At 62.5% G+C, this 21563-nt stretch carries 18 protein-coding genes; 10 read left to right on the plus strand and 8 right to left on the minus strand.

Annotation, left to right across the window (positions count from 1 at the left end):
- Positions 1-143: 143 nt before the first annotated feature.
- The gene (locus C2L65_RS17285) at positions 144-1100 is read right to left on the minus strand and encodes a LysR family transcriptional regulator (RefSeq protein ID WP_007586726.1); all 957 of its coding nucleotides are present in this window, start codon (positions 1098-1100) and stop codon (positions 144-146) included.
- A 180-nt stretch (positions 1101-1280) separates the two neighbouring features.
- Between C2L65_RS17285 and C2L65_RS17290 the strand changes: the two genes are divergently transcribed.
- The 3 genes from C2L65_RS17290 to C2L65_RS17300 are packed head-to-tail and all read left to right on the plus strand — an operon-like array spanning position 1281 to position 4922.
- Complete coding sequence (locus tag C2L65_RS17290; RefSeq protein ID WP_042314956.1) at positions 1281-2591, plus strand: MFS transporter; 1311 nt, start codon at positions 1281-1283, stop codon at positions 2589-2591.
- Positions 2592-2623: 32 nt separating this feature from the next.
- Complete coding sequence (locus C2L65_RS17295; protein ID WP_042314955.1) at positions 2624-3877, plus strand: Zn-dependent hydrolase; 1254 nt, start codon at positions 2624-2626, stop codon at positions 3875-3877.
- 16 nt (positions 3878-3893) lie between these two features.
- Positions 3894-4922, plus strand: coding sequence for a histone deacetylase family protein (locus tag C2L65_RS17300; RefSeq protein ID WP_042314954.1), 1029 nt, complete (start codon positions 3894-3896; stop codon positions 4920-4922).
- 138 nt (positions 4923-5060) lie between these two features.
- Here C2L65_RS17300 and C2L65_RS17305 read toward each other — a convergent pair whose 3' ends face one another.
- Entirely contained in the window at positions 5061-6596 is a 1536-nt protein-coding gene (locus C2L65_RS17305; protein WP_042314953.1) for a complex I subunit 4 family protein, read from the minus strand.
- A gap of 393 nt (positions 6597-6989) precedes the next feature.
- Between C2L65_RS17305 and C2L65_RS17310 the strand changes: the two genes are divergently transcribed.
- The gene (locus tag C2L65_RS17310; protein ID WP_035999914.1) at positions 6990-7238 is read left to right on the plus strand and encodes a hypothetical protein; all 249 of its coding nucleotides are present in this window, start codon (positions 6990-6992) and stop codon (positions 7236-7238) included.
- Positions 7239-7336: 98 nt separating this feature from the next.
- On the opposite strand, the gene cyoD is transcribed toward C2L65_RS17310, so the two are convergent.
- The 4 genes from cyoD to cyoA are packed head-to-tail and all read right to left on the minus strand — an operon-like array spanning position 7337 to position 11201.
- Entirely contained in the window at positions 7337-7681 is a 345-nt protein-coding gene (gene cyoD / locus C2L65_RS17315; RefSeq protein WP_035999922.1) for a cytochrome o ubiquinol oxidase subunit IV, read from the minus strand.
- Positions 7682-8290, minus strand: a complete 609-nt coding sequence (cyoC, locus tag C2L65_RS17320) for a cytochrome o ubiquinol oxidase subunit III (RefSeq protein ID WP_007743998.1) — start codon at positions 8288-8290, stop codon at positions 7682-7684.
- On the minus strand, positions 8290-10296 hold the full coding sequence (gene cyoB, locus C2L65_RS17325; protein WP_042314952.1) for a cytochrome o ubiquinol oxidase subunit I: 2007 nt from the start codon (positions 10294-10296) through the stop codon (positions 8290-8292). Before cyoB ends, cyoC begins: the two co-directional genes overlap by 1 nt.
- Positions 10297-10298: 2 nt before the next feature.
- Positions 10299-11201, minus strand: a complete 903-nt coding sequence (cyoA, locus tag C2L65_RS17330) for a ubiquinol oxidase subunit II (protein ID WP_042314951.1) — start codon at positions 11199-11201, stop codon at positions 10299-10301.
- Between the two features lie 278 nt (positions 11202-11479).
- Here cyoA and C2L65_RS17335 point away from each other — a divergent pair, with 278 nt between their 5' ends.
- The 4 genes from C2L65_RS17335 to C2L65_RS17350 all read left to right on the plus strand — a co-directional run bounded on the left by C2L65_RS17335 (position 11480) and on the right by C2L65_RS17350 (position 14577).
- Positions 11480-11899, plus strand: a complete 420-nt coding sequence (locus C2L65_RS17335) for a DUF1810 domain-containing protein (protein WP_042314988.1) — start codon at positions 11480-11482, stop codon at positions 11897-11899.
- 148 nt (positions 11900-12047) lie between these two features.
- On the plus strand, positions 12048-12500 hold the full coding sequence (locus C2L65_RS17340) for a Fur family transcriptional regulator (protein WP_042314950.1): 453 nt from the start codon (positions 12048-12050) through the stop codon (positions 12498-12500).
- Positions 12501-12583: 83 nt separating this feature from the next.
- On the plus strand, positions 12584-13246 hold the full coding sequence (locus tag C2L65_RS17345) for a response regulator (RefSeq protein WP_042314949.1): 663 nt from the start codon (positions 12584-12586) through the stop codon (positions 13244-13246).
- Entirely contained in the window at positions 13243-14577 is a 1335-nt protein-coding gene (locus tag C2L65_RS17350; protein WP_042314948.1) for a sensor histidine kinase, read from the plus strand. The genes C2L65_RS17345 and C2L65_RS17350 overlap by 4 nt, the downstream gene beginning before the upstream one ends.
- Before the next feature lie 32 nt (positions 14578-14609).
- Here C2L65_RS17350 and C2L65_RS17355 read toward each other — a convergent pair whose 3' ends face one another.
- Both C2L65_RS17355 and C2L65_RS17360 read right to left on the minus strand, forming a co-directional pair.
- Positions 14610-16061, minus strand: a complete 1452-nt coding sequence (locus C2L65_RS17355) for a heavy metal sensor histidine kinase (protein ID WP_042314947.1) — start codon at positions 16059-16061, stop codon at positions 14610-14612.
- Positions 16061-16738, minus strand: coding sequence for a heavy metal response regulator transcription factor (locus tag C2L65_RS17360; protein WP_007586698.1), 678 nt, complete (start codon positions 16736-16738; stop codon positions 16061-16063). The genes C2L65_RS17355 and C2L65_RS17360 overlap by 1 nt, the downstream gene beginning before the upstream one ends.
- A gap of 998 nt (positions 16739-17736) precedes the next feature.
- On the opposite strand from C2L65_RS17360, the gene C2L65_RS17365 reads away from it, so the two are divergent.
- Positions 17737-19329, plus strand: coding sequence for an aspartate:alanine exchanger family transporter (locus tag C2L65_RS17365; RefSeq protein WP_042317249.1), 1593 nt, complete (start codon positions 17737-17739; stop codon positions 19327-19329).
- A 287-nt stretch (positions 19330-19616) separates the two neighbouring features.
- Positions 19617-21554, plus strand: a complete 1938-nt coding sequence (locus C2L65_RS17370) for a putative bifunctional diguanylate cyclase/phosphodiesterase (protein WP_042317247.1) — start codon at positions 19617-19619, stop codon at positions 21552-21554.
- Positions 21555-21563 lie beyond the last annotated feature (9 nt).

The following is a 21563-nucleotide window of genomic DNA, read 5'->3' on the forward strand; positions in this document are numbered from 1 at the left end:
CCTGTACGTTACTAAGCGATAAGCATGCCATTGCCGTCTTTACCTGAGTCCGGCGGATTTCGTGTGCGGTTCATGCACAAGGTTGAAGCGTGATCGCAATCTGCGCGCGCGTGTTCGCACCAGTCGGGTGCTTCACATAAACGTCATTTGCCCAGTCGTTCCGCCAGCGCATAGCGGCGCATGCAGCGCTCCATGCTGTCGAGAAACGCGTGATCCGCCGCATTCATCTTGCGGTCGCGATGCCACAGCAGATGCACGTCGACATCGACGAGTCCTTCTTCGGGCGGCAGGCGCCACAGGCGCTGCTGCGCGATGTCGTCGCGCACGATGTGCTCGGGCAGGCAGCCGATGCCGAAGCCCGCGAAGATCAGCCGCCGCACTTCGTCGAGACTCGGCGATGACGCGACGATGCGCCCCGTGAAGCCCTTCTGGTCGCGAAACACGGTGAGCGGCGAAAGACTGTCGCCGATCTGGTCGCTCGTGAACGACACGAAGTTTTCGGCGAGCAAGTCTTCCATCGTCAGTGGCGATTTGCCGTACAGCCGGTGATGACGCCCGCAGAAAATCGCATAGCGTTGCCGCAGGAAGCAGCGCATCTCCAGTTTGTCGTGCGGTGAGCGGCACAGGCCGAGGCCCGCGGTCGCCGTCTTTTGCAGCAGCGACGAGATGATGTCGGACGAGCGCATCACCTCGATCTGCAAGTCGATGCGCGGATACGCGCGATGAAAGTCCGCGAGAAACTCGTCGTACACGGGAGACTCGATGCGGCTGATGGTCAACAGGCGAATCGATCCGCTGATGTCTTCGGTTCGGTCGTCGATCTCGGTTTCGAGCCGCGAGATATTGCCGTAGATATCGCTGGCAATGCGATAGACCTCTTCGCCCGCCTGGGTCGGCGCGAAGTACGGGCCGCGGCGGTCGATCAGCTTGCGCTCCAGCGTTTCCTCGAGCCGCCGCAACGCCTGGCTCACGGCCGGTTGCGTCACGTGCAGGCGCGCGGCGGCGCGGCTCAGGCTGCGCTCCTGCATGATCACGAGGTAGGTGCGCAGCAGATTCCAGTCGAGCCGGTCATTCAGAAAGCGGGCGATGTCGGTGCGCATCGAGGGAAAGTATAAGTTGAATTTATGCGGCGAATAATAACTCGAAATTTGACTAATGTTTTCTGGCCGCCGATAAATGACACATGCGCGTCCGCTCTGAGAAGCGAGCGGCACACCGATTCCAACACCGCGCGCAATGCCACGGGTTTAACCCACGTCAGACGTGCATCAGGAGCCAGCATGACCCAAACCATCAGTACCACCCGTCAGCCGGGACGTGCCGCAACGGCCGCGTTCATCGGCACGATGATCGAGTGGTACGACTTCTATATCTACGCGACGGCCGCCGCGCTCGTATTCGGCGAGCTGTACTTTCCGTCGAATGACCGATTCGTCAGCACGATGGCGTCGTTCGCGACCTTCGCCGTGGGCTTTTTCGCGCGGCCGCTGGGCGGCATCGTGTTCGGCCACCTCGGCGACCGCATCGGCCGCAAGAAAGCGCTGATGACCACGTTGATGATGATGGGCGTCGCGACCGTGTGCGTCGGCCTGCTGCCCGACTATTCGAAGGTCGGCATGCTCGCGCCGGTGTTGCTGGTGCTGCTGCGCGTGGTGCAGGGCGTGGCCGTTGGCGGCGAATGGGGCGGTGCGGTGCTGATGGCGGGTGAACACGCGCCGCAGGGGCGCCGCACGTTCTTCGCGTCGTTCGCGCAGCTTGGCAGTCCGGCGGGGCTGATCCTGTCGCTGATCGCGTTTCGCGCGGTGACGTCGATGGATAAGGCGGACTTCATGTCGTGGGGCTGGCGTCTGCCGTTTCTCGCGAGTTCCGTGCTGCTGATCGTCGGCATCGTGATTCGTCTCGGCGTGAACGAATCGCCGGAATTCCAGCGCGTGAAGGAATCGAACCGCACGGCGAAGCTGCCTATCGCCGAAGTGTTCAGCTCGGCGTGGGGTCTCGTGCTGCTGTGCATCGGCGCGAACACGATCGGCATTGCGGGCGTGTACTTCACCAACACCTTCATGATCGCGTACACGACGCAGTACGTCGGCGTGACGCGCTCGCTGATTCTCGACTGCCTGTTCGCCGTCGCGATCATCCAGTTCGTGTCGCAGCCGATCGCGGCATGGCTGGCCGAACGCATCGGCGGCGCGCGCTTCCTGAAGATCGCGGCATTGCTCGCGATGATCTCGCCGTATCCGATGTTCGTGCTCGTGCAAAGCGGCTCGGCTGTGCCGATGGTGATCGGCATCGCGATTGCCGTGGTCTGCATGGCGAGCTTCTACTCGGTGATCGCGGGCTTCGTCAGCGGCATATTTCCGACGCGTGTGCGCTACTCGGGCATCTCGCTCGCGTATCAGGTGTGCGGCGCGGTGGCGGGCGGTCTCACGCCGCTGGTCGGCACGTGGCTCGCGCATCGCTATACGGGCCAATGGTGGCCGCTCGCCGTGTTCTATACGTGCCTCGCAGGCATCTCGCTGGTATGCATCGTCGCGCTCGACGCACGGCGCGCGTCCCACGCGGAACAGGCTGAAGCCGTCGGCGCGCATTGAACTGAACTCACGTTGAACGACCCGGAAGACTCATGAAAGACCTGTTGCAAATCGATGGCACGCGCCTTTGGCAAAGCCTGATGGACATGGCGCAAATCGGCGCGACACCGAAGGGCGGCGTGCGGCGTCTCGCGCTCACCGATGAAGACGTGCGTGGCCGCGATCTGTTCGCCACATGGTGCCGCGACGCGGGCATGACAGTAAGCGTCGACGAAATCGGCAATCTGTTTGCGCGCCGCGAAGGCGTGCGGAAGGATGCGGCGCCCGTGCTGATCGGCAGCCATCTCGACACGCAGCCCGAAGGCGGGCGTTTCGACGGCGTCTACGGCGTGCTCGCCGCGCTTGAACTAGTGCGCGCGCTGAACGACGCGAACATCGTGACGGAGAAGCCGATCGAAATCGTTTCGTGGACCAACGAGGAGGGCGCGCGCTTCACGCCTGCGATGCTCGGCTCGGCGGTGTTCACGGGCATCACGTCGCTCGATGAAGCGCTTGCGAAGAAAGACGCGGACGGCATCACGCTGGCGGATGCGTTGACGCACAGTGGCTATCGTGGCGCGCGCGCCGTCAACGGCCAGGCCGTCGATGCGTATTTCGAAGCGCACATCGAACAGGGCCCCGTGCTCGAAGCGAACGACACGACGATTGGCGTGGTGACGGGCGGCCAGGCGATCCGCTGGCTCGACGTGACGGTGACGGGCATGGCCGCGCACGCGGGCACGACGCCGATGCCGTATCGCAAGGACGCCTACTTTGCGAGCGCGCAGATGGCGGCGGAACTGGAACGTATCGTCGAAGGCTACGCGCCGCGTGGACTCGTGACGATCGGACAAGTTGGCATCAGGAACGCATCGCGCAACACGATTGCAGGCGAAGTGTCGTTCACCGTCGATCTGCGTCATCATGAAGACAGCGAAGTCGATGCGATGGAGCGCGATCTGCGCGCCGCATTCGAGCGCGTTGCGCAGGCGCGCGGCGTGCAGCTCAGCGTCGAAACGTATTGGCGCAGCCCCGCGACGCCGTTCGATACCGCATGCGTTGATCTGGTGGCGCAAGCGGTTGAAGCGCTCGGCTATTCGAACGAGCGCATCGTCAGCGGCGCGGGTCACGATGCGATTCATCTCGCGCGCTATTGCCCGACGGCGATGGTGTTCATTCCGTGCGTCGATGGCCTGTCGCACAACGAAGCGGAAGACGCGCTGCCCGACGACGTCACGCGCGGCGCGAACGTGCTGCTCAATGCAGTGCTCGCGCGTGCGGGCGTGACGGCCACCGCGGATGCGTAACAAGAAAGGACCAGCAATGAAAACGTTTTTCCACCCCGAACAACTGCTGCATCATCCGCGCTCGTATCTGTCGCGTGGACAGATGCGCGAGCCGCAGGAAGTGCCCGAGCGCGCTGCGCGGCTCGTCGCTGCTGCGAAATCGCTGGACTTCGATGTCGTCGAACCGGCCGATCACGGTACGGCCGCGATCGCCGCCGTACACGACATGAACTATCTGCGCTTTCTCGAAGAGGCGCATCGCGACTGGAAGAAGATGCCCGACGACTGGGGCGACGAAGTGATGTCGAACATCTACGTGCGCGATCCGAACCCGTTGCGCGGCGTGCTTGCGAAGGCGGCGCGCTATCTCGCGGACGGTAGTTGCCCTGTTGGCGCGAATACGTGGCGTGCCGCGTACTGGTCGGCGCAGAGCGCGTTGGCGGCGGCGTCGGCCGTCAACGAGGGCGCGCGCGAAACGTACGCGCTGTGCCGGCCGCCGGGCCATCACGCGCGCGCCGATGCGGCGGGCGGCTTCTGCTATCTGAACAATGCGGCGATTGCGGCGCAGTCGTTGCGCAGCCGCTTCAAGCGCGTCGCGATTCTCGACACCGACATGCATCACGGCCAGGGCGTGCAGGAGATTTTCTACGGACGCAACGACGTGCTGTACATCTCCATTCACGGCGATCCGACCAACTTCTATCCCGTGGTCGCGGGGTATGAGGAAGAGCGCGGCGCGGGTTCGGGCGACGGCTTCAACGTCAATCTGCCGATGCCGCATGGCTCATCTGAAGCGGTGTTCTTCGACAAGCTCGACGACGCGCTGCGCGTGTTGAAGCGTTTCGAACCGGATGCGCTGGTGCTTGCACTTGGCTTCGATATTTACAAGGACGATCCGCAATCGCAGGTAGCCGTGACGACGGAAGGTTTCGCGCGGCTCGGTGAAGCAATTGGCTCGCTGAAGTTGCCTTCCGTGATCGTGCAGGAAGGCGGCTATCATCTGGAGAGCCTCGAAGCGAATGCGCGTGCGTTCTTCGGCGGCTTCATGGAGAAGCGCGGCGGGTAAGCGTTGATTTCACATGGGATACAAGAACGGCCTCGCAGCAATGCGAGGCCGTTTTTTGTGGCGTCAGTGCAAACGCGCCAACGCAAATGAAAACGGGCGTCCAATGGACGCCCGTCGAATGCTTGCAGTCGAAGCCGATCAGCCCGGCATACGGGGCGAAGCAGCCGGCGCACGGTTGTTCGAAGCGACGCCCGTGTCCGTAGGCAGCGCGGAGCCTTGTGCTTGCGCAACGAGGTTTTCCGTTGCCGGACCGATCGCGTCGGTGAACGTCTTCGGACGCACGCCGATCGCGAGCACCAGTACGGCCATCGCGCCGAGCAGCACGAACTCGCGGCGGCCCAGATCGCGCAGGCTCGACACGCGCGTGTTCTTGACCGCGCCGAACATCACGCGCTTGTACATCCACAGTGTGTACGCGGCGCTCAGAATCAACGTCAGCGCAGCCGTCGCGCCAACCCAGAAGTTGAAGCGGATCGCGCCCATCAGCACCAGAAACTCGCCGACGAAACCCGACGTGCCCGGCAGGCCGACGTTCGCCATCGAGAACAGCATCGCGAACGTCGCGAGCTTCGGCATCGAGTTGGCAACGCCGCCGTAGGCGTCGATCGAGCCGTTCTTCGTGCGGTCGAACAGCATGCCTGTACACAGCAGCATCGCGCCCGACACGATGCCGTACGACAGCATCTGCACGACGGCGCCTTCCGTGCCCATGCGGTCGAACGTGAACAGGCCGAGCGTGACGAGGCCCATGTGCGCGACAGCGGAGTAGGCGAGCAGCTTGCGCATGTCGGTCTGCGCGAGCGCAAGCAGGCTGCCGTAGATCACCGCGACGAGCGACAGCGCGATCATCGCGGGTGCGAAGAAGTGGCAGGCGTCCGGCACGATGGGCAGCGCGAAGCGCAGCAGGCCGTAACCGCCCATCTTCAGCATGCCGAGCAGCACGGCCGCGCCCGTCGGGCCGTCCGAGTGGACGTCGGGCAGCCAGGTGTGGACGGGCCACATCGGCACCTTCACCGAGAACGCCGCGATGAAGCCGATGAACACCATGATCTGCGGCATGAAGTCGAGCTTCAGCGTACGCCACGTGGCGATGTCGAACGTGTGCGAGTGCGCCCAGAGGTAGATCAGCGCGGCCAGCATTGCCAGCGAGCCGACCAGCGAAAAGAAGAAGAAACGCACGGCCGCATAGACGCGGCGCTTTTCGCCCCACGTGCCGATCAGCAGATACAGCGGAATCAGCGACGCTTCGAAGAACACGAAGAACAGCATGCCGTCGAGCGAAGTGAACACGCCTTGCATGCAGCCGGACAGCAGCAGGAACGCGCCGTAGTACTGCGCGACGCGCGTGGTGATCGATTCCCACGACGCGATCACGATGATCAGCGTCGTCACGGCCGTCAGCACGGTGAACCACAGCGAAATGCCGTCGACACCGAGGTGATACGAGATGCCGAACTCGGGCAGCCACGCGGACTGCTGCTCAAACTGCATCGTCGACAGCGACGAATCGAAACCCGCTACCAGCGGAATGACTGGCAGGATGCTGACGGCTGCGCCGATCAGCGCAAGCCAGCGCGTGCGGCTCTGCGCGCTGTCAGAGCCGCCGAGCAGCACGACGATACCGGCGACGATGGGGACCCAGATCAGGAGGTCGAGGACTGATGGGAGGTGCATTTGCTCTTTGATGAAACGCCTGAACGCGAATAGCAGGCCCTCGCCCTTGGGGCGAAGGATCAAAAAACCTTACATGGACATTTCGACGGACGGCCCCGAGGGGCGCGGGACGATGCGCAGCTTGCGCACGCGCGTAACCAAAACGCATGACGGTCAGGGTTAACGAGGATAACTCAAAATAATAATGTTGCGCTGCCACAAGTGCGTTTTTTATTTATTGCGAAAGTCGGCATTGACATTGCTGGGCGGTCCTGCGCAGGCAAAGTGCGCTGCACAAGAAAGTAGCACTGGAAGCGCTTCCACACGATTGGGCGCAATGGCGGCCTACAGGGGTTGCCCTAGATTTATGCGTCCGTTGTTCGCTGTACGCTTAAGTCGCGAGGAGACGAACCCATGAGAAAAGTTTTCCACATCGCCGTTATCGCCGTCTTGGCTTACCTGGTTGCCGATCGGGCGCTGCTGCATGCGCAGGCGCGGGAGGCCAGCACGTTCGCTTGCGCGCAAGGTGCCGAACAGGTAAAGCTGGATGCGCTGGGCAGAGGGTTTGGCGACGCCGCCGCGAGCAGTCAGGGCGATGCGTTCAGGTCGGGATGTCTGGTGACGGGCCGTGGCCGTCCGATGGAGATGCTGGCGCGCAACTGACCAACAGTTGATGCGCAGATGAAGCAGGGCAGGGAAGCCGCGCCGGCCGCACGCTAAGGCATGTGCAACCGGCGCGAGGATGTGCGCTTAACGCAAGGTTAGCGCGACATCATGTTCATGCTGACGTTATGCATGACCCACAGCGTACCGCCGATCACGATAACAGCCGTCAGCACCGTGAACGCGAACGCGGTCACGTTCCAGCGCTGACCCGACGACGTGTTCATGTGCAGGAAGTACACCAGGTGAACGATGATCTGCACGAGGCCCAGACCGGCGATCGCGTAGAGCGCCTGCGTGCCCGTTGCCCAGCCCGCCAGCACCACGCCGAATGCGGCTGCCGTCAGGATGACGGACAGCACGAACCCGATCATGTAGCTGCCGAAGCTGCCGTGGCTTTCGTCACCGTGCGCCGAATGTGATGAGTGAGAATGGCTGCTCATTTAGATCACGCTCGCAAGATAGACAAACGAAAAAACACCGATCCACACGATGTCCAAGAAGTGCCAGAAGAGGCTCAGGCACGTCAGACGGCGCAGTTCGCGCTCGCCCAAAGCGGGCGCGCGCACGACCTGAATCATCATCACCAGCATCCACACCAGCCCCGACGTGACGTGCAGGCCGTGCGTGCCGACCAGCGTGAAGAACGCCGACAGGAACGCGCTGCGGTCAGGACCCGCGCCGTCCGCGATCATGTGCGAGAACTCGCGGATTTCCAGCGCGACGAACGACGCGCCCAGCACGAACGTCACAGCCAGCCAGAACAACGTGGTGCTCTTGTTGTTCTTGTGCGCGCCGAGCATCGCGAAACCGTACGTGATACTCGAGAACAGCAGGATCGCCGTTTCGATCGCCACGCCCTGGATCTCGAACAGATCCTTGCCGCTCGGACCGCCGGCGAACTGATGGCTCATCACTGCAAACGTCGCGAACAGCGCCGCGAACAGAATGCAGTCGGTCATCAGGTACAGCCAGAAGCCGAACACCGAATTGGACGGTGCGTGTTCCGCGTCGTGATGATGCGGGTCCGCAACAATAGCTTTTTGTAGCATCAGGCAATCTCCTCAGCTTCGGGCAGTTGCTTGGCGATCGCCGCGCCCGAACCAGCGCCGTTGCGTTCTTCCATCAGGCGAACGGTTTCGGCGGGGATGTAGTAGTCGGTGTCGTTATCGAAGCTGCGTGCGATCCACGTACCGATCGCGCCGATAAAGGCCGCGATAGCCAGCCACCAGATGTGCCACGTCAACGCGAAGCCCAGCGCAAGGCTGAACACGCCGATGAAGAAGCCAGCGCTCGTGTTCGACGGCATGTGGATGTCGCGGTACACCGGCTTCTCGACATTGCCGCGTTGCTTCATGTCGTGGAATGCGTCCAGCTCATGCACGACCGGCACCGTTGCGAAGTTGTAGATCTGCGGCGGCGAGGTCGTTGCCCATTCGAGCGTACGGCCATTCCACGGGTCGCCCGTGAGGTCGCGGTTTTCCGGCTTGTTGCGATCGCGGATCGACACGACGATTTGCAGCAGCTGGCAGCCGATACCGATTGCGACGAGCACTGCGCCCAGTTCAGCAACCAGCAGCCACGGATGCCATGCCGGGTTGTCGTAGTGGTTCAGACGGCGCGTCATGCCCATGAAGCCGAGCACGTACAGCGGCGTGAACGCAACCCAGAAGCCGATCTGCCAGAACCAGAACGCAGCCTTGCCGAGCTTCTCGTTCAGCTTGAAGCCGAACGCCTTCGGGAACCAGAAGTTCATGCCAGCGAGGTAGCCGAACAGCACGCCGCCGATGATCACGTTGTGGAAGTGAGCAATCAGGAACAGCGAGTTGTGCAGCACGAAGTCCGCGCCCGGAATCGCCATCATCACGCCCGTCATACCGCCGATCGTGAACGTGACCATGAAGCCGAGCGTCCACAGCACAGGCGTCGTGAACTCGATGCGGCCCTTGTACATCGTGAACAGCCAGTTGAACACCTTCACGCCCGTCGGGATGGCGATGACCATCGTCGCAATGCCGAAGAACGCGTTGACGTCGGCGCCCGAACCCATCGTGAAGAAGTGGTGCAGCCACACGAGGAACGACAGCACCATGATCGCGCAGGTTGCGTAGACCATCGTCTTGTAGCCGAACAGCGGCTTGCGCGCGAACGTCGAGATGACTTCCGAGAAGATACCGAACGCAGGCAGGATCAGGATGTAGACCTCAGGGTGGCCCCATGCCCAGATCAGGTTCAGGTACAGCATGGCGTTGCCGCCGGCATCGTTCGTGAAGAAGTGCATGCCGAGGTAACGGTCGAGACCAAGCAGCGCGAGCGTGACGGTCAGGATCGGGAACGCCGCCATGATCAGCACGTTCGTGCAAAGGGCAGTCCACGTGAACACGGGCATCTTCATCAGCGTCATGCCAGGCGCGCGCATCTTGATGATCGTGACGAAGAAGTTCACGCCCGTCAGCAAGGTGCCGATACCCGAAAGCTGCAGCGACCACAGGTAGTAGTCGACGCCGACACCGGGGCTGAACTGCAGCTCCGACAGCGGCGGATACGCGAGCCAGCCCGTTTGCGCGAATTCGCCGACCAGCAGCGAGATGTTGATCAGGATCGCGCTGATCGCTGTCATCCAGAACGACAGCGAGTTCAGGAACGGGAACGCGACGTCGCGTGCGCCGATCTGCAGCGGCACGATCAGGTTCATCAGGCCGACCATGAAGGCCATTGCCATGAAGAAGATCATGATGACGCCGTGCGCCGTGAAGACCTGATCGTAGTGGTGCGGCGGCAGATAGCCGGGCGAGTGGTACGCGAGCGCGAGCTGCGTACGCATCATGATCGCGTCGGCAAAGCCGCGCAGCAGCATGATCATGGCCACGACGATGTACATCACGCCGAGCTTCTTGTGGTCGACCGACGTGAGCCACTCGGTCCACAGGTAACGCCACTTGCCGAAGTACGTGATTGCGCCGAGCACAGCCAGCGCGCCGAAAATCATCCCGATACCGGCGACGACGATGATCGGCTCGTGATACGGAATGTCTTCCAGGGTTAATTTACCGAACATGCTTACCCCTTGGTCCCGTTAGGTGCACAGTTCACGTCCTTCATGTTGTCGATGACGTGACCGTTGTTGTAGCGGGCAACAATGTTGTTGAAGAGCTTGGGATCGACCGACGAGAAGTACGACACAGACGCCTTTTCTTCCGGCTTCGCCACTGCGTAGTAGCGGTCCATCGAGAGGTGATCCGTCGATGCGCGTGCTTTCGCGACCCATGCGTCGAAGTCTTGCTGCGACTCAGCGAGCGTGCGGAACTTCATGTCCGAGAAGCCCTTGCCGCTGAAGTTGGCGGAAGTGCCGGCGTAATCGCCCGGTTCATCAGCCAGCAGATGCAGACGCGTCTGCATGCCTGCCATCGCGTAGATCTGGCCGCCCAGTTGCGGGATGAAGAACGAGTTCATCACCGTGTCCGACGTGATGCGGAAATTCACCGGGGTGCCCACGGGAATCGCCAGCTGGTTCACGGAAGCGATGCCGAGATCCGGATAGATGAACAGCCACTTCCAGTCGAGCGCGACGACTTCGACGTTGATCGGCTTCACGTTCGATTCGAGCGGCTTGTACGGGTCGAGCTCATGCGTGCTCTTCCACGTCAGGACGGCGAGGAACAGAATGATCAGTGCGGGGATCGTCCAGACGGCGACTTCGATTGCCGTCGAATGCGACCAGTTCGGACGGTATTCGGCGGACTTGTTCGATGCGCGATAGCGCCATGCGAACAGCAGCGTCAGGAAGATGACAGGAACCACGACGATCAGCATCGCCCACGTCGAGGTCGCGATCAGCGACTTCTCGGCGGCACCGATGGGACCTTTCGGCGCGAGCAGATCAAGGTTGTTGCACCCCGAAAGCAGGAGGGCTGGGGCAATTGAGACGAGACCGGCTAGCCGGCCCGCGATTTTTTTCGTCATCGCGGCCCTCTACAAAAACAAACGAACGAACGCATGCATTTCCTTGCTCCTTTTATAAGCGCTCGCATAATACGAAAGACACGTGTTGCAGTACAGCACTTTGATGCGAACGAACTATTGCGCGATCAGAGGTGAGACATAGTGTCGCAATGCCGCATCGGAGACCCTTTTGCGGTGTGCTGACGGCAGGAAGGACTGGTTTGAAAGGTTTTCGTAGGGAGATGATGGGCATGCCGGATGCATTTGCTGCGGCACGCAACAGAACTGCGGAGGACGGGATGGACGATAAATTCGACCTTCGACGCTTCGTCGATGCTCAGGCACCTATTTACGGGCAGGCGCTAGCGGAATTGCGCAACGGGCGCAAGCAAACCCACTGGATGTGGTACGTCTTTCCCCAGTTTCAGGGCCTCGGAACGAGTCAAATGGCCCAAAAATTTGCCATTAACTCATTACCCGAAGCTGTCGCGTATTTGCAACATCCGGTGCTCGGTCCCCGTTTAACGGAAGTGACGCGGGCCGTCAACGAAGTCGAGGGCCGGTCGATCGAGACCATCTTCGGCTACCCGGATTACCTGAAGTTCCACTCGTCGATGACGCTGTTTTCAAAAGCCGCGCCCGACGAGCCGGTGTTCACCGATGCGCTTGCCAGATACTTCGCCGGCAAGCCGGACGAGCGGACCCTGGAACTCCTCTGAGCGCCGCACGCAAAGCGCGCCGAAGCGCCCAAGACGCGCGCTGCGCGCGCTCCACAAGCCCCGATAAGCGATTCTTAAGGATCGCGCGGCCAGAATGGCCCGTTGCGAAGCCCGACAGAGGCTTCGCGTTACCGGACGGGGCTTCCACATGATTGCGATCTACGCTGCGCTAAAAGCGGCCGGCCTGCGCCCGACGACGAGCCGGGCGTCCGTGCTGAGGCTTTTTCACGAGCTCCCACACGAGCACTTCACTGCCGATCAGGTGTACCGCAAGCTGTCGCGCGAGCCGGAGCCTTGCAGCCTGGCGAGCGTCTACCGCGCGCTCTCGCAGCTGCATGAGGCGGACCTCATTTCGAGCGCGACATTGGGCGATGCGCGCATCATCTACGAACTCAATCGCGGCCAGCGCCACTATCACCTCGTCTGCAACCGCTGCGGCCGCATTCAGGACGCGTACGATCCAGGCCTCGAACAGCAGCAGGAAAAGATCGCCGCCGATCAGCACTTTCACTACGTGACGTCGAGCCTGGTGATCTTCGGCCGATGCGAAGCCTGCGAGGGCCTGCCCGCGATACCCAGGCGTCTCGGAGCGAGCGGATGAGCGCGTTCCCGGTGAAGAAGCGCTTAAGGGCGCGCTAAGCTACGGGTTCGGAGAACGGAGGCTATCGACGGAGAGAGTGCGCGATGCGTTTGCTGCTGGTGGAAGATGACGAAATGATTGGCGAGCCCGTCGTGGATACGATGCGTGGCGCGGGCTATGCCATCGATTGGGCGCATGACGGGCGCGAAGCCGAGCTGTCGCTGGCCCATGACGTCTACGATCTGGTGCTGCTTGATCTCGGCCTGCCGAAGGCAGATGGCATCGACGTGCTCAACCGCTACCGGCGCAGCGGCGGCAGCGCGCCCGTGATGATTCTCACCGCGCGCGACGCTGTCGAGAACCGTATCGCGGGGCTCGACGCTGGCGCCGACGACTATCTCGTCAAGCCCTTCGATCTCGACGAACTCGCGGCGCGCGTGCGCGCGTTGCTGCGCCGGCGCACGGGGCATGCCCATCCCGAGTACGCGTACGGCGATCTGACCTTGAACCCCGCCGCACACGAAGCGACGCTGAAGGGCGAGTTGCTGTCGCTCGTGCCACGCGAATTCAGCCTGCTGCAGGCGCTGATCGAAGAGCCGACGCGCGTCTTCACGCGCTCCGAGCTCGAAGACAAGCTGTATGGCTGGGGCGAGGAAGTGGGCAGCAACACGATCGAAGTGCATGTGCATAGCCTGCGGCGCAAGATCGGCGCCGACCAGATCGTGACGGTGCGGGGCGTCGGTTATCGGCTCAAGCGCGCCGTATGACGTCGATCCGGCGCTGGTTGCTCGGCTGGCTGATCGCCGGCCTCGCGCTCGCAGCGTTGGTCGCGGCGTACGGCATCTTCTACACGGCGCGGCTCGAAGCGACCGAACTGTTCGACTACGAATTGCGCACGGTGGCGCTCTCCGTGCCGGCGACGATAGGCAGTAGCAACGCGCTCGCGCAGCGCACGCCGGATTTCGCGGGCCTCGCCGACGATCGCCTGTTCATCGAAGTGTGGGACGACGCGGGCCAGAGCGTGTACAAGTCGCTCGAAGGCCTCGACGTGCCGCGTTATCCGCCGGGCCTGCGCACCATCGAGCGCGACGAGTATCACTGGCGGGTCTTCGGCGTGCAGGAAGGCGACCGTTTCGTTCAGGTCGCGCAACCCGTGTCTGTGCGCGAAGATCTCGCGCGGCATCTCGCATTGCGCACGCTGTGGCCGCTCGCGTTGTTTCTTCCCGTCATCGTGTTGATCGTGCTGTTCGTGGTCGGCCGGGGTCTTGCGCCGATCGGGAGCATCTCGCGCGCGCTCGCAACCCGTTCGTTCGATTCGCTCGAACCGTTGCGACTGGACGGACGCATGCCCGTCGAACTGAAGCCGCTCGTCGATGCGCTCAACGATCTGCTGCATCGCCTGAACGTCGCGTCGCAATCGCAACGCACCTTTGTCGGCGATGCCGCGCACGAGTTGCGCTCGCCGCTTGCCGCATTGAAGCTGCAATTGCAGGCGGCGGAGCGCGACGGTTCGCTGGTCGGCAGCAAACAGACTTTCGAGCGCATCGAAGGGCGCCTGAACCGGCTGATCCATCTCGTGCATCAACTGCTGACGATGGCGCGCGAAGACGCGCAACGCAGCGCGCATTTCGAGCCGGTGAGCTTGCGCCGGCTATGCGAGCGCGCCGTAGGCGACTTTTCGATGCTCGCCGAGGAGAGGCAGATCGACCTCGGCCTGGAGTTCAATCCCTCCCGCGATTCCGACGATGCCTACAAGGTCAGCGCCGAGCCAGCCGGTATCGAGGTGCTGCTCAACAATCTGATCGACAACGCAATCCGCTATACGCCGCGCGGCGGCAAGGTGGATGTGATCCTGAAGCGCAGCGGCGACGGCATCGGCCTATGCGTGTCGGACAGCGGCCCCGGCATTCCGGACGCGGAGCGCGAACGCGTGTTCGACCGCTTCTATCGCAGCGCGGGCAACAAGGAACATGGCAGCGGGCTGGGCCTCGCGATTGCGCTGAAAATCGCGCAACGGCATCAGGCGACGCTCAGCGTCGACAACAACGAAAACGGCGCGGGACTGCGCGTGACGCTGTCGGGACTGCGGGCGCAATAACGGCTGAATAGCGGCCGGGTTGGCGCGCGCACTCAACGAAACGTCAGCACGAAGCGCGTGCTGCGCGCGTCGCTCTCCGCGTGAACGGTGCCGCCGTGCAGTTCCATGATCGTGCGCACGATCGCGAGGCCCAGCCCCGTCGATCCCGGCGACCCTTGTGGCGAACCGGACGAAGGCAACGAACTGCGCGACGGATCGACGCGATAGAAGCGGTCGAAAATCCGTTCGAGATGTTCGTGTGCAATCGGCTCGCCTTCGTTCGACACCGTGATGCGCGCGCCGCCGTCAATCTCATGCGCGTCGAGCACGATCTCCTTGTCGCGCGGCGTATAGCGCAGCGCGTTCGCGAGCAGGTTGCCGATGGCGCGGCGGAAGAGTTCGAGATCGGCGGTGAGCATTGCGGCGCCAGTCACGCGAACGCGCACGCCGGCGTCTTCCGCGACGCCTTCGAAATACTCGCCGATGCGCGTCAACTCCTGCACGGCATCGAACACGCGCATGTGCTTGACGAACTGCGGATGCTCCGCGCGCGCGAGAAACAGCACGTTCTCGATCATGCGCGACAGACGCTCGCACTCTTCGAGGTTCGATGCGAGCAGCGCTTCGTACTCGTCGGCGGAGCGTGTGCGTGCGAGCGCCACTTCCGTTGCGCCGCGCATGTTGCTGAGCGGCGTGCGCATGTCGTGCGCGAGATCGGCGGTGAAGCGCGACATCTGTTTGAAGCCGTGGTCCATGCGTTCGAGCATGGCGTTGAGCGTCGTCACCAGCGCTTCGAGTTCGCGCGGCACGCGTTTAACGGCAATGCGCGTATTCAGGCGGTTCACGGTGACTTGCGCGGCGCTCGCGGCGATATCGTTTACCGGCCGCATCGCCGCGCGAATCAGCAGATAGCTGAGCACCGTGGTCAGCAGCACGCCGATGATGCCGTAGATCTTGAGCTGGTCGCGGTACTGATCGAGCAGTTCGTAGCGGTCGCTCAGGTTGCGCGCGATCAGGATGCTGACCATTTCGCCGTCGCGCAAGGTCACGTCGGTGGCGACACCGCGAATCGGCGCGCCCGTGTTGTTGTGCCACGCGACGATGTCGTCTGCCGTGATGCGCGCCGTTGGCGGCACGCGCTGAATGGAGCGGCCGGTGGCGAGAATTGAAGTGTCGCTGGCGGGCACGGGCATGCCGAGCGTGCTCGTCAGATTGTGCTCGATGGCGAGTTGCCCGTTGGGATCGAACACTTCCATCGACATGCCCGGATTACCCAGCACGATGCTCGTGATCCGGTCGCCATGCTCGCGAATGCCTTTCGATGCTTCGATCTCCTGCGCCAGACGCCGCGCGTGACGCGCAGCGAGCACGATGCTCATGTCGTCTTGCGAACTGATCTCACGTTCGAGCGCGCGATAGAGAAAGTTGCCGACCAGCACGAACACGGCGAGCGTCGTCGCGCCGAATGCGAGCGCGAGCGTGGTGGTGATCGAACGGCCGCGCATCAATCCGCTTCCTTGATTTCGAGCACATAGCCGACACCGCGAACCGTATGAATCAGCTTGACGGGGAAGTTGTCGTCGATCTTGCTGCGCAAGCGGCGAATCGCGACTTCGACGACATTCGTGTCGCTGTCGAAGTTCATGTCCCACACGTATGACGCAATCTGCGTGCGGCTCAACACTTCGCCGTGGCGGCGCGCGAGCAGTTGCAGCAGCGAGAACTCGCGCGGCGTGAGATCGATGCGCGTGGTGCCGCGCTTGACGCGACGGCGGTTCACGTCCATCTCCAGATCGCCGATGCGGATCAGTTCGCTTTCGCGCGGCGGCCCGCGACGTGCGAGCGTGCGCACGCGCGCGAGCAGTTCGACGAACGCGAATGGCTTGACGAGGTAATCGTCGGCGCCGAGTTCGAGGCCGCGTACGCGGTCGTCGATGTCGTCGCGTGCGGTGAGAAATAGCACGGGGGTGGTGCGCGTGGCACGCAGCGTTTTCACGACGGTCCAGCCGTCCATCCACGGCAGCATCACGTCGAGAATGATGACGTCGTAGTCTTCCTCCTGCGCGAGGATCAGGCCGTGCGAGCCGTCGTTCGCTACCTCGACTGAATAGCCGGACTCTTCCAGTCCCTTCTTCAGGTAGGCCGCTGTTTTTGGTTCGTCCTCGATGACAAGGATGCGCATCGTTCTGCTCCGCTTTGCTGCTGGATTTTGACGTTTCAATCATACCGAGATGTGTGTGGTGTCTGATTACATTTCGGTAATGTTGTGGTTTGCTTGTTTTTCTCTGGCATCGGGCCTTTGCGCTGGCATCCGCGTTTGCGCCTTCGTTGCGCGGCCGGTTTCGTTTTTTGGGGTTTGCGCTGGCATCCGCGCTATGCCTTCGTGCTTCACGCGTTGCCCCTGTGCGGGGCGGCACCTACTTTTCTTTGCCGCCGCAAAGAAAAGTAGGCAAAAGAAAGCGGCTAACACCGCCAGCTCTTGTGTTTGCCTGAGGGCCCCCAAAGGTTCTTACGCTTCACACGGCAATCACGTGACCCACGTTCGTTGCCAGCGCTCTTGCGGTGCGCCTCACCCGCTTCATATGTCCGCGTTGCAGCACGCCTTGCCAGATATTCCACGGCCGCCAAGGTGGCAAACTGTGTGTAGGCCGTAGTGCCTCGCACGCCTCACTTCGGACCCGATAGCACGCGCATACCTCCATGTAAGAGCGCCAGGCTATATGCCGCGACAACCTACACACAGTTTGCCACCTGGGCGGCGCAAACCATTCGCTGCCGCTAGTTCTTGTTCGGGTGTTTGAAGTGGGTGAGGCGCTCATTCGAAGCGTTGGCAACGAACGCGAGCAGAAAAGCTGCCGTGTGAAGCGTAAGACCGGTTGGGGGCCCTCAGGCAAACACAAGGGCTGGCGGTGTTAGCCGCTTTCTTTTGCCTACTTTTCTTTGCGGCGGCAAAGAAAAGTAGGTGCCGCCCCGCACAGGGGCGACGCTTGGAGCACGCTAACAAATCGCGGATGCCAGCAAAAACACAAGCAAACCAAACCAACCCGGCCGCGCACAGCGTCTATGATTGATCTGGCAATACATGGGCGGATAGCCTCAAAGCGGCGTGCGCCCATTCCAGTCGCATCGTGCTCTTCCGTTAGCTAACAGCAGGCGCTGCACACGACCCATGGAGCGAACATGGATGCAATCCGTACATTGCTCGAATCGCAACCGTTGCTCACTTTGTTCCTCACCATCGCGCTGGGCTATGTAATCGGCGAATTCAGCATCAAAGGCGTGGCGCTCGGCTCGGGCGCGGTGCTGTTCGTCGGGCTTGCGATCGGCGGCTTTGCGCCGAAGTCCGCGCCGCCCGCGGTGCTCGGCACGCTGGGTCTGTTGCTGTTTCTCTATGGCATCGGCGTGCAGTACGGCGCGCAGTTCTTCGCCGGCTTGTCGAGTACCGATGGACTCAAGGCGAACGCAGCCGCCGTGCTCGGCGTCATCGGCGCTGGCTTCGTGTCGCTCGCACTCGGGCCGCTATTCGGCGTGAAGCTCGATCAGGCGCTCGGCCTGTATGCGGGCGCGGGCACCAGCACGGCAAGCCTGCAAGCGGTGCTTGCCGTGCTGAAGGGCGAAGGGGCGGCCGTCGGCTATAGCGTCGCGTATCCGTTCGGCGTCGCCGGGCCGATCCTGTTTCTCTATCTGCTGAGCGTCGCGCTGGCGCGCAAGATCGAAGCGCCGCCCGCGCACATCATGGAGACGGCCGAGATCGCGCTGCGCAACCAGGCGTTCGTCGGCCTCACGTTTCCCGAACTGAAAGCGCGTCTGCCCGCGGGCCTCGGCATCGCAGCCGTGCGCCGCGCGCATCACAACCAGCTGCCCGCCGACGATTTCGTCATGCAAACCGACGACGTGCTGCTCGCGACGTCGATGGATGGCGACGAACTGCGCAAGGCCACCGAACTGCTCGGCGAATTGCACCCCGGACGCATGACGCGTTTCCGCGAAGATCTCGATTATCTGCGCGTGTTCGCGTCGAGTCGCACCGTGGTCAGCCATGCGCTGCGCGATATCCGATTTCCCGACGGCATGGTGTGCTCGATCGCGCACGTGCGTCGCGGCGACGCCGACATGCTGCCGAGTCCCGATCTGATACTCGAGTTCGGCGACCGTGTCGGTCTCTTGATCGGTCCCGGTCAACGCGATGCGGTGCGCAAGCTGTTCGGCGATTCGATCAAGGGAACGGCGGAGTTGAGCTACATCTCGATCGGCATCGGTGCGGCGCTCGGCTTGCTGGTCGGCCTGATTCCGCTGCCGATACCGGGCGTCGGCAAGTTGTCGCTCGGGCTCGCCGCGCTGCTGCTGGTCGCGCTCTATCTCGGCAAGATCCGGCGAATGGGTGGACTCGTCTGGACGATGCCGCTTTCGGCGAATCTCGTGCTGCGCAACTTCGGACTGACGGTGTTTCTCGCGCAGGTCGGGCTGTCGTCGGGACCGAAGTTCTTTGCGACGATCGGCCTCACTGGCATCTCGTTCCTGCTGTACGGCGCGGCCATTCTGATTGCGCTCGTGTGCATCACGGCGGCGTGCTGCCTGTGGCTTTTTCGCCTGCCGTTCGACGCGACCGTCGGCGTGATCAGCGGCGCGACGGGCAACCCGGCGATCCTCGCGTTCGCGAACCGCATCGCGCCGACCGATCGCCCCGATATCGGCTACGCGATGATCTTTCCATCGATGACGATCGTGAAAATTCTGTTCGTCGAGATTGCAGCTGTGATCTTGGGCGGATAAACCGGTTCGCTGTTCACGTGTTATTAATCTGACGAATACCCCGCGAAAAAAGGGCTTTTCGCGAGCATTACGCGTGTGTGTTGCGCAAGCGTGTGTGGCGCCGTCGAGACAGCGCGGCGCATCTCGCTGCTTTCTTTACTGACGAACATAGTCGGTCTCGTATCATCAGGTTCGCCGCGAAACTGCCGTAAACATGCAGGTACGCGACAGACGCCATCGCCTCTCGCAGCCTGGACGTACCAACAGGCGGCGCCCCGGACTTGTCGACCCATTCACGCTGCCGAGCCATGATTCGCCCGCAGGACCTCGCCTCGTTTCGTACTGTTCCTGCCGTGAAGGCCGCGCTGTCACGCTCGCAGTTCGACGCGTTCTCACGGCAATTGCCGCTGCTGTATGTGATCCTCGTGGTGAACAGCGTCGCCGTGGCCGCGACGCATGTTGCCGTTGCGCCGGCGTGGCTCGCCATCTGGGTGCCGCTCGCGATGTGTACGGCCTGCGCGATCCGGCTGGTCGTGTGGGTGAGGCGACGAAATTTCCTCGCGTCGCTGACGGACGAACAGGTCGCGTCGCGGCTCAAGACGACGATCTGGCTGATTGCACTGCTGGGCGTCATCTTCACGGGCTGGGGATTGCTGCTTTTCCCGTATGGCGACCCGTACGCACGGGCGCACGTGGCGTTCTACATGTCGATTACGGTGATCGGCTGCATCTTCTGTCTGATGCACATGCGCAAGGCCGCGTTGTTGCTGACGGCCATCGTGATCGTGCCGTTCTCGCTGTTCTTTTCGCTGACGCATAACGCGGTGCTGGTCGCGATTGCGATCAACATGCTGCTCGTTGCCGTCGCGATGATCTTCGTTCTGGTCACCTACTATCGCGACTTTGCGAACCTCGTTGGATCGAAGCATGCATTGCAGGCGAAGCAGGCCGAACTGCAACGGCTGAGCGACGAAAATTCGCGCCTCGCCAATCTCGACATCCTCACAGGGTTGCCGAACCGCCGGCGCTTTCTGGCCGATCTCGACGCGCTCTTTGAAACGGCGCAGGCAGGGCAGGCGCGGTTCGCCGTCGGCGTAATCGATCTCGACGGCTTCAAGCAGGTCAACGATCTATATGGCCACGGCGCAGGCGACCGCGTGCTCGAAGAAGTCGGCCGGCGGCTGCTCGACGTTTCGGGGCCGCATATCCAGCTTGCACGGCTCGGCGGCGACGAGTTCGGCCTGCTGGTGACGGACGTGCGCGAGCCGCAGGACTTGCGCGACATCGGCGCGGCGATCTGCGAAACGCTGCGCGCGCCTTACGCGTGGCCTGGCGCGACTGCGCGGCTGTCGGGATCGCTCGGCTTTGCGATCTATCCCGATGCGGGCCGCTCGCCCGCGCAACTGTTCGAGCGCGCGGATTACGCGTTGTACTTCGCGAAGGAGCATCGCCGCGGCGGCACGACGATCTTCTCGGCGGAGCACGAAAAGCAGATTCGCGAGCTTGGGCAAGTTGAACAGGCGCTGCGGCATGCGGATCTCGAGCGCGAAATGACGCTGCATTTCCAGCCTATCGTCGACACGGTGCGCGAGCATGTAGTGTCGTACGAGGCGCTGGCGCGATGGGCCAGCCCGACGCTCGGCGACGTGCCGCCGGCGTTGTTCATCAAGGTCGCCGAGCGCAGCGATTTCATTCATACCGTGACGGCGGCGCTATTGCGCAAGGTGCTCGCGACGATGCGCGAGTGCGATCCGGCCGTGCGCGTCGCCTTCAATCTGTCGGCGCGCGATATCGGCTCGGTGGACGCGGTTGCGAACATTACGGGCATCGTTCGCGAGAGTGGCGTCGCGCCTGATCGCCTCACCTTCGAAGTGACGGAGACGGCCGTCATTCAGGATTTCGAGCAGGCGTTTGCGTCGCTCGATGCGTTCAAGCAGCTAGGCGTTCACATTTCGCTCGACGATTTCGGTACGGGCTATTCGAGCCTTACCTGCATTCACCGGCTGCCGCTGGACAAGATCAAGATCGACCGCGGCTTTCTCGACCGCATCGACGCCGATCCGGCGGCGCAGGACATCGTGCGCAGCATCGTGGATCTGTGCCGCTCGCTTGAACTGACATGCGTGGCCGAAGGCGTGCAGACGGAGGCGCAGGCGAGCGTGCTGCGTGGGCTTGGCTGCACGGTCATGCAGGGTTTCTACTTCGGCATGCCAATGCCGTTCGAAGAGCAGTCGTTTGCGGTGTGATGGCTGCGG

The organism is Paraburkholderia terrae (assembly GCF_002902925.1).
Lineage (GTDB): Bacteria > Pseudomonadota > Gammaproteobacteria > Burkholderiales > Burkholderiaceae > Paraburkholderia > Paraburkholderia terrae.